Raw genomic sequence first — 9,307 nt, forward strand, 5'->3', positions numbered from 1 at the left:
CAGGTATTTTGAAATAAAACTGTATAATCAACACTCAACGGCGTTAACAGCAATCTCGATATCATTGACCGCAAGACCACCCCGAGAAGTCTCTTTATATTTGTCCTGCATGTCTCGGCCAGTGTCGCGCATGGTACGGATCACCTTGTCGAGCGAGATGAAATGCTCACCATCACCCCGCAGGGCCATCTGAGCGGCGTTAATCGCCTTCATGGCGGCAATGGCATTACGCTCGATGCAGGGCACCTGAACCAGACCCGCAACCGGATCACAGGTCAGCCCCAGGTTGTGCTCCAAGGCTATCTCTGCGGCGTTTTCCACCTGCGCTGGCGTACCACCAAGTACCTCAGCCAGACCCGCTGCCGCCATTGCACAGGCAGAACCCACCTCACCCTGGCAGCCTACTTCGGCCCCTGAGATCGAAGCGTTTTTCTTACACAGCGCACCAATAGCCGCAGCTGCCAACAGGAAGCGCATCACATCGTCGTCGGACGCCTGATCCTTGAAGCGCATGTAATACATCAATACCGCCGGAACAATGCCTGCCGCACCATTAGTGGGCGCAGTAACCATACGACCACCGGCCGCATTCTCTTCATTCACCGCAAGCGCATAGAGGTTCACCCAATCCATGGCACTTAACGTGGAGCTGATCACATTGGCGTTAGAGGCCTGGTTCAGAGACTTATACAGCGAGGGCGCACGACGGCGCACATTCAGACCGCCTGGAAGAACCCCCTCGTTTTCCAACCCGTTGGCGATACACTCCTGCATCGCTTTCCAGAGCGAATCGATACCCGCTCTGATTTCAGACTCCTGGCGCCAGACTTTTTCGTTCTCAAGCATCAACTCACTGATCGAAAAACCTTCACGGAGACAGATTTCGAGCAGCTCACGGGCACTGTTAAAGTCGTAAGGCAATTTAACCTGAGGCACCAGATGTGCTTCGCTGGTCGCTTCACTTTCATTAAGAACAAACCCCCCGCCAATTGAGTAGTAGGTCTGTTTCAGGCCGATCTCTTCACTCACCCATGCCGTCAGCGTCATCGCATTGGGGTGGTAAGGCAAGACTTCATCCAGGAACAGCATGTCGCGATCCCAGTCGAATTCAACGCCCATATCGCCGCGCAGCGGCAGGTAGCCTGACTCCATCACCGCTTTAACAGCGGGCCCGACCGAGCGAGGATCCACTGTTTCGGGCGACTCGCCCATCAAGCCCACCAGCGTGGCCAGATCGGTGCCGTGGCCTACGCCCGTGGCACTGAGTGATCCGAACAGTTCAATCGAGATACGGGTAACGGATGCAGTAACGCCGGCTTCGTCGAGTTCCTCCAGGAACCTGTTAGCCGCACGCATCGGGCCAACTGTATGTGAACTTGAAGGCCCCACCCCAATCTTGAACAGATCAAAAACACTAATACCCATGACACACCTCGACCGAACCGGCCTTTGCTGGAAAAACACTGCAGGGATTATCAGGGTGACCGGGGCAAACCACATGTCGTACAGCGACGCCTGTAGATGCGAAATCGACTTACATTCTCTGACACCTTTTCTGACTCTTCGATCGAAAAACGCTCCTCATGATCAAAACGCACAAAAAGCGCGTTAAATTTTTAAAGGTATTAATGACTTTAAACTTCAGAATAGAAAATGACGTCTTTAGCATGAAGTCATTACCAGCTGAGGTGACCTGAATTTAAAAACATCACCAATCCGGCTTGCTATCCAAAACAATAAAAACGGAAATTGCTATGAGAATATTCATAAAAAACCTACCGCCCATCTCTAATTTTCATCACATAAACCAACAAATCTGCACTACCACACCCACGTTAAATTCCTGTTACAGAAAGTAGTCACAAATTTAATCGCTTCGAAACAGGAATGTCATAAAGCGAAACTAACATGCGCCCGAAATCAAACACGAAACGGTTTGGACAGGTAATGTCGACTAAAAGTTTAGTATTTTTTTTCCTGGCTGTTATGACCCCCGTTATCGGGCAGGCTCAGGTACAAATTAAACTGGACCCGACCATCAAGGTTCATGTGGTGAATGAAGCGCCGGCAGAGCAGTATCTGTCCGCCCAGCAGGCACGCCTTGAGCTCCCGAATGGTGAGCATCAGCTGGTTATCGAGAAGGTTGTGCGTCTTCGCGATGCGGCGGACGAATCTTTTCTGGATAGCAGCGACGCGTTGATCCTGCTGTTTAATGCAAGCGATGAGCAGCTCACCCTGGAAACCCCAGCCGTTGATACCCGGTATGAACTTAAAACGTTCAATCGTAAACCAAAGGCTTACCTACTGGATGCCAACGGCAATAAAAAAGACCTTAAAATCGATACGCTTATTAAGGAAGGCTTTCAGCTGGACCGGAATTATATAGCAGAGATCCAAGCGTATAACCAAACCGAATCGAAAGCTGCTCTCGAAGAAAACCAATCAGAACCCGCTTATACCTTTAATGAAAGTAATAAGGGGTCATCTGTTAATGGTCAGATAGTTCAACAAGAAAAAGCTGATCAAAAAATCGTCAGCCAGATGCTGGAATACTGGTATCAAAAAGCTGACGAGCAGACTCAGCAACGTTTTAAATCCTGGATAAATCAGACTCATTAATCCTGCAATCATTGCGTCCCAATATGGAGTTCGATTCATGAAAAAGCTTACTTTGGCCGTAGCCATCTCCGTTGCCGCCGGTTCTGCCAGCGCTGCTACCATCTACGAAGGTAAAGGCTTCACCTACAAACTGAACGGCGACCTGCAGGTTCAGCTGCGTCAGGACGTGGGTAACGACCAGAACCCGGAAATCGAGTTTGATGACCTGGAACTGAAAAACTACGTGAGCTACGAGCTGTCCGACACTCTGACCGCTTTCGGCCGTGTCGACTTTGGCTTCAAAGACGCTGCGGAAGACAAGCAGGACGGAAGCGACCTGGAAGAAGCGTACCTGGGTCTGGCTTTCGGCAACACATCTGTGTCTTTCGGTAAGCAGAACTTCGCTTCTGACGAGTTCGGTATCGAAGAAGCGTACGAAAACACCCTGGACGAAGACCGCTTCGACGCCATGGGCACCGACGGTGACGACACCATCCGTGTTGACGTTGAGCTGAGCAATGTTTACCTGGTCGCTTCTTACGAAATGGAAGCTGAAGGTGAAGCGAGCGAAAACGGCGAATACTTCGACCTGTTCGCATCCACCGAGATCTCTGGCCTGACTCTGGCTGCAGCCTACCAGGACATGACTCCGTCTGTCGGTGCTGACTCCGAAGAAACCTGGGGTGTGAGCGCGTCCTACGACGCCGGTGTCGCCACCATCGCCGCTGACTTCAGCACCACCGAAGATATCGCTGACCAGTACAACCTGGCTGCCACCTTCGCTGCTGCCAAGACCACCAAAGTTGCACTGGGTATGACCAACATCGAGCCGGAAAGCGGTGATGACGTGACCGAGTGGTACGCCAACGTGACTTACAAGTTCCCGACCCAGAAGAACGTCAGCCTGATCGCTGAAATCGCCGATACCGACGAAGACGACTCTGACATGGGTTACCTGGCCGGTATGCGCATCAAGTTCTAATGATGCCCAGCCGACTCCCCTTCCCCCTTCAGGTGGAGTCGGCTGACCTGCTCTACTCAGGCCGACAGGATGTCGGCTTTTTTTCGTCTGGACCTACCCCTGTCTGAACCTGCCCCTGCTTGTTGTCCTGCAACCAGGAACCGATCACCGTCGCCACTGATTCCGGCTGTTCCATGGTGCTCATATGGCCGGACTGTTCAATCACGCTCAGCTGCGCCTGCGGTGCCAACACCTGCATCGCTTCATGCTGGGAAACCGGGCTCCAGGCATCCTCACGTCCGCAGACCAGTAATGTGGGACATTGGAGCGTTTCGAGTACCGGAGTGGCATCCGGGCGGCTCAGCAGCGCACGAATCTGCGCTTCGAATATCTCGGGCGTTTTGCGTTCGATCATCTGCAGAATCGACTCGACCAACGGGGCATCTTCCAGCCGGTCCGGATGGACCATCCCCTGCAGCCAGGTCCACCCCATGGCACGCATCCCCTGTTCACGGGCCAGCGACAACAACGCCATCCTTTTCTCTCGCTCGCTGTCACCGGCGTCTCCCGGCGCTCTCGCCGTATAGCCGGTATCCATCAGAACAAGCCTTTGCACCCGCTCCGGCGCGTATCGACAGACTTCCATCGCCACGCGTCCTCCCATGGAGTGCCCGATCAGCGTGAATGAGTCAGGCGTGTCTTTCAGAACAGCCCGGGCCATCGCTTCGATAGAATCGGCAGCGCCATAATCCACAACACGACAGCGCTGCGCCGGGAGCCCCGGAATCACCGGCTCCCAAACCGCCGCATCACACAATAGACCGGGTAAAAGCAAGATATCGGGATTCATGGATTATCCTGAGTTATCAGATTAAAAAGCATTCGCCTTACAGATCCTCGACACCGATCACCCGTAACGACTCGCAGTCATCCGGCATCCCCTTTTCATTGAAGATCTCGGCATAGCGCAGCGTGGCGTTGGCGTGTTCACGCATGATCGATTCCGCACGGGCGCCCTGGCGGCGGGTGATTGCATCAAAAACCGCATGATGCTGCATATGGGCGAAGTTAAAACGCCGGTACTCCTGCTTGAGCTGAGTACGGTCGATCGCCAGCGAGCTGACCGACGCGAACGGCATATGCTCATTGCGCTGCATGGCCGAACTGATCGCCGGGTTGCGACTCGCCTCAATCACAATCGAATGAAAACGGCGGTTAAGATCATGATAGGCCTCCAGATCCTCTTCGGTGACATAGCCTTTATCAAACAGCTCATCCCCCCACGCCAGACACTCGACCAGGCCCTGACGCTGCGCTTCGGTTAAGCCGTTCTCGGCGGCCTGGCGCGCGGCCAGCCCCTCTAACGCCCCCCGCACCTCAACAGCCCCGCTGATCTCCTCCCGGGTCACCTGACGCACGCGGTAGCCGCGTCGCTCAAGCTTGATCAGCAACCCCTCCTGCTCAAGTGCCCGAAACGCAATCCGTACCGGTGTGCGCGAAACACCCAGCCGCTCAGCGGTCGGTATCTCGGCGATACGCTCCCCTGCTGCCAGCTCACCGGAGATGATCATCTGCCTTAATGTGCTCAGTACCCGCTGACCCGCTTTGCTCATGACCCGCTCACCGTATTGGATTCAGTTTCCGGCAGATTGTACCAAATTGGATCCAATTGGAATGATTCAGGACTGTTCAATCTCGGCACAGCACCATCAGACTGAAAAATCGCAAGCCCACCCAATCATTAAATCTTTGTTCTAAAAAGACTTTATACATAATTGATAGGCAATACCAATCAGACACACATAAGACAGTCAAAAAATACAATGGATCCAGTATGGAGTTTTAAAGACCATATAGGGCAATATTTATATCAAATTGGATCCATTAATAAGAATTTTAAGCCAAGGAGTCTGAGATGTTTCCGAAAAACTGCTGGTACGTCGCCTGCACCCCCGATGAGTTCGCCGAAAAGCCCTTGGGCCGCCAAATCTGCGGCGAGCAGATCGCCTTCTACCGAGACCAGGATGGCAAAGTCGCCGCAGTGGAAGATTTCTGCCCGCATCGCGGGGCTCCGCTTTCTCTGGGTTACGTTGAAGACGGTCAGCTCGTATGCGGTTACCACGGCCTTAAAATGGGCCGTGATGGCAAAACCACGTCCATGCCCAAACAGCGTGTTGGTGGCTTCCCCTGCGTGAAAAGCTACCCGGTGGCGGAGCGCTATGGCTTTGTCTGGATATGGACCGGCGATGCAGAAAAAGCCAACCCGGACGATATCCCCCATCTGGAGTGGGCCGTCAGTGATGAATGGGCCTACGGTGGTGGCCTGTATCACATCAATTGCGACTACAAGCTGATGATCGATAACCTCATGGACCTGACCCATGAAACCTACGTGCACTCCACCAGCATCGGCCAGAAAGAGATCGATGAAGCTCCGGTCAGCACCAAGGTGGTCGATGGCGAAGTTCGCACCTCGCGCTTTATGGATAACGTCACCGCGCCGCCATTCTGGCAGGGCAACCTGCGCACCAAAGGCTTGCCGGATGACCAGCCCGTGGATCGGTGGCAGATCTGCCGTTTCACACCGCCCAGCCATGTACTGATCGATGTGGGTGTCGCCCTCGCCGGTCATGGCGGACGCGAAGCCCCGGCCGACAAGCGGGTTAACAGTATCGTGGTGGACTTTATTACGCCGGAAACCGAAACCAGCCACTGGTATTTCTGGGGTATGGCCCGAAACTTCAATCCGCAAGACGAAGCACTGACCGATGCAATTCGCGAAGGTCAGGGGGGCATCTTTGCCGAGGATCTGGAGATGCTGGAGTGCCAGCAGGCCAATCTGACCCGGTTCCCCGAGCGTAAACTGCTCAAGCTGGATATCGACGCCGGCGGCGTCCAGGCACGGCGCATGATCGACAAGCTTCTCAAAGAGGAAGCGGGGGAGATCAGCCTGAAAAGCGTCAGCGCCTGATCAACGCCCTGATTGAACAATCGGCACATCCGGGTTGGGTGACACGGATGTGCCGAATAATAACAACACGGCCCGCTGTGGGGGCCGGGAGACTATGCTGTGATCGACGTAAAGATCGTACGCAAAGAGTACGAAACCGAAGATATCTGCCTGTTGGAGCTGGTTCGAACCGATGGCGGTGCATTACCGGCCTTCAGTGCCGGAGCCCATATCGACCTGCACCTGCCCGGTGGCCTGATACGCCAATACTCCCTCTGCAACCATCCGGGCGATACCCACGCCTACGAAATTGGCGTGCTGCGCGACCCCGACTCCCGCGGCGGCTCCATCGCCATCCATGATCAGCTCAACGTGGGTGACCAGATCACCATCAGCGAGCCCCGTAACCTGTTCCCGCTGGAGCATAGCGCCCAGAACCACCTGCTGATCGCGGGCGGTATCGGCATTACCCCGATACTGTGCATGGCCGAGCGGCTCAGCCATCAGAGCGCTGCTTTTCAGATGCATTACTGCGCGCGCACGCCCGAGCAAACCGCCTTTCGCAACCGCATTAGCGCCAGTGAATTCAGTGACCGGGTCCAGTTCCATTACAGCCGTACCGAACCTGCATCACGTATGGACACAGCCGCCTTACTGGCTGAACAGCCCGCTGGGACGCACCTGTATGTCTGTGGACCCAACCCGTTCATGGACCACGTGCTGGAGACCGCCCGAGCTGCAGGCTGGGCCGAGGAGCGCCTGCACCGCGAGTACTTTGCCGCCGACCACAGCGGCGAAGGCGAAAACAGCAGCTTCGAAATCCAGCTTGCCAGCAGTGGTGATGTAATCGAAATCCCGGCTGACCGCTCCGCGCTAGAGGTGCTGCTGGATCATGACATCGATATCCCCTTCGCCTGTGAAGAGGGCGTGTGTGGCAGCTGCGCGACCCGCGTACTGGAGGGGGAACCCGATCATCGCGATGTGTTCATGACCCCGGACGAGCACGCCTCCAACAATGAGTTCGCACCCTGCTGTTCGCGCGCAAAAAGTAAACGACTGGTATTGGATATCTGAGCAACACCTTCAAACCAACCCATAACAATAAGACAGGAAAACCCAATGAAGATTAAAAAGCTGACCGGTGTAATCGCCACCTCCGCCGCACTGATGATCGGCGCCCAACCCATAGCCAATGCAGCGGAGTACACACTACGCTTTGGTCATATCTGGCCCGCTGTTGCCGGCACCCACAAAAATATCTTCCAGCCCTGGGCTGACCAGGTGGAGAAGGAGTCGGGAGGCCGCATTGCAGTGGAGCTCTATCCATCCGGCACCCTGTCAAAGCCGCCGGCTCAGTATGAAGCGGTCAAGAACCGCATCATGGATGTAACCGCCACCGTTCAGGGCTACTCCGCCAACCGCTTCCCACTGACTCAGGTGGTCGAGCTACCGGGCGTTGTCAAAACAGCAGTGCAAGGCTCCTGCGTTATCCAGGGCCTCTATGATGAAGGCCTGATCGCCTCAGAATATGAAGACACCCACCCGTTGTTTTTCTTCACCCACGGTCAGGGCCACCTGCACTCCACCGACAAACTGGTGAAAACCCCGGAAGACCTCTCCGGCATGCGCATTCGCCGCCCCACCACCGTGGTGGGCGATATGCTCTCTCGCCTGGGTGCCCAGCCGGTGGGTATGCCTGCACCGGAGACCTACACCTCGGCCCAGCGCGGTGTAATCAACGGCATCATGTTCCCCTGGGAGGGGCAACTCTCCTTCCGCCTGAACGAGCTGACGCCTTATCATACCGAAGTCGGCGGCCTCTATTCGCTGTCGTTCATCACCACCATGAACAAAGACGTATACGAGCAGATGCCTGAAGACCTCAAGGCCGTTATCGACAACGCCTCCGGTCAGACCTGGGCGAAGATTGCCGGTGTTAACTACGACAACTCCGATAAAATCGGCCGCCAGCAGGCGATCGACGCCGGGGATGAGATCTACGTAGTGGAAAACGGCGCCGAAAACCCGGCCTGGAAACCGGTACTGGATCAGGCCACCGAAGCCTATCTGGATAGCCTGGAAGAGAAAGGCCTGCCGGGACGTGAAGTGTATGCGCGAGCGCTTGAGCTGAGTGGAAGCTGCCCAACGGAGTGATTTTTTGTTGTTCCGCCGGCGGGCGTGGTGCTCGTCGGCCCTCATTTCGCCGGGTGGCGAGTTAAGGGACTTGTGCGGACAAGTCCCTTAACAATCCCAAACCGCCCCTCAGTTTGATCGGCTACGCCGATTCCCCTGTGCTTCTCGACCGAAAGAGCGGGACAGGAAACTCGCTCCTTCGTCACTCAAACAACCTGTCCCTTATTTTTCTTTAAGTCTGCGATGCTTGTAGTGGTTGTAGTGGTTCAATGATTCCGGACACCCAGATAGGTGGTAACCTTGCCACCCAAGAGGTGTTCAATGAAAAAACAACGTCGTTCCTTTACGCCCGAGTTCAAGCTGGAAGCCGCTAGTCTTGTACTGGATCAGGGCTATTCCATCGCTGAGGCCTGCCGGTCACTTGGTATCGGTGATACCGCACTGCGTCGGTGGGTGGATCAGTTACGTGCCGAACGTGACGGGGAAACGCCCGCAAGCAAAGCTATGACGCCCGAGCAGAAGCGCATCCAGGAACTGGAAGCCAGGGTTAAACGCTTGGAGCAAGAAAAGGACATATTAAAAAAGGCTTCCGCTCTCTTAATGTCAGACGAGTTCAAACGTATGCGCTGATAGACCGTTTGAGAGAGTTAAAGCCTGTTGATCTG

Annotated in this window: 8 protein-coding genes and 1 pseudogene; 6 read left to right on the forward strand and 3 right to left on the reverse strand. The window is 54.9% G+C overall.

The genetic code is table 11. The features are described 5' to 3' along the window. Window positions 1–27 precede the first annotated feature (27 nt). Window positions 28–1,425, reverse strand: a complete 1,398-nt coding sequence (locus tag G403_RS0117140; protein WP_027855071.1) for an L-serine ammonia-lyase — start codon at window positions 1,423–1,425, stop codon at window positions 28–30. 522 nt (window positions 1,426–1,947) lie between these two features. Between G403_RS0117140 and G403_RS0117145 the strand changes: the two genes are divergently transcribed. Both G403_RS0117145 and G403_RS0117150 read left to right on the forward strand, forming a co-directional pair. After that, window positions 1,948–2,619, forward strand: coding sequence for a YccT family protein (locus tag G403_RS0117145; RefSeq protein WP_027855072.1), 672 nt, complete (start codon window positions 1,948–1,950; stop codon window positions 2,617–2,619). Window positions 2,620–2,656: 37 nt separating this feature from the next. Beyond that, on the forward strand, window positions 2,657–3,580 hold the full coding sequence (locus G403_RS0117150) for a porin (RefSeq protein ID WP_027855073.1): 924 nt from the start codon (window positions 2,657–2,659) through the stop codon (window positions 3,578–3,580). A gap of 52 nt (window positions 3,581–3,632) precedes the next feature. On the opposite strand, the gene G403_RS0117155 is transcribed toward G403_RS0117150, so the two are convergent. Both G403_RS0117155 and G403_RS0117160 read right to left on the reverse strand, forming a co-directional pair. Beyond that, on the reverse strand, window positions 3,633–4,409 hold the full coding sequence (locus G403_RS0117155; protein WP_027855074.1) for an alpha/beta fold hydrolase: 777 nt from the start codon (window positions 4,407–4,409) through the stop codon (window positions 3,633–3,635). 37 nt (window positions 4,410–4,446) lie between these two features. Next, complete coding sequence (locus tag G403_RS0117160; RefSeq protein ID WP_027855075.1) at window positions 4,447–5,172, reverse strand: GntR family transcriptional regulator; 726 nt, start codon at window positions 5,170–5,172, stop codon at window positions 4,447–4,449. A 302-nt stretch (window positions 5,173–5,474) separates the two neighbouring features. Between G403_RS0117160 and G403_RS0117165 the strand changes: the two genes are divergently transcribed. The 4 genes and pseudogenes from G403_RS0117165 to G403_RS0117180 all read left to right on the forward strand — a co-directional run. Then, the gene (locus G403_RS0117165; RefSeq protein WP_027855076.1) at window positions 5,475–6,530 is read left to right on the forward strand and encodes an aromatic ring-hydroxylating dioxygenase subunit alpha; all 1,056 of its coding nucleotides are present in this window, start codon (window positions 5,475–5,477) and stop codon (window positions 6,528–6,530) included. Window positions 6,531–6,629: 99 nt separating this feature from the next. Then, window positions 6,630–7,583 carry a PDR/VanB family oxidoreductase gene (locus tag G403_RS0117170; protein ID WP_027855077.1) on the forward strand — a complete coding sequence of 318 codons (954 nt, stop codon included), beginning with the start codon at window positions 6,630–6,632 and terminating at the stop codon, window positions 7,581–7,583. Window positions 7,584–7,628: 45 nt separating this feature from the next. Beyond that, a complete protein-coding gene (locus G403_RS0117175; RefSeq protein WP_036234340.1) occupies window positions 7,629–8,663 on the forward strand; it encodes a TRAP transporter substrate-binding protein in 1,035 nt (344 codons plus the stop codon). 300 nt (window positions 8,664–8,963) lie between these two features. Then, window positions 8,964–9,307, forward strand: a pseudogene (locus tag G403_RS0117180) (transposase); the annotation flags it as partial.

Origin of the sequence: Marinobacterium litorale DSM 23545 (genome assembly GCF_000428985.1) — a bacterium.
Taxonomy (GTDB): Bacteria; Pseudomonadota; Gammaproteobacteria; order Pseudomonadales; family Balneatricaceae; genus Marinobacterium_D; species Marinobacterium_D litorale.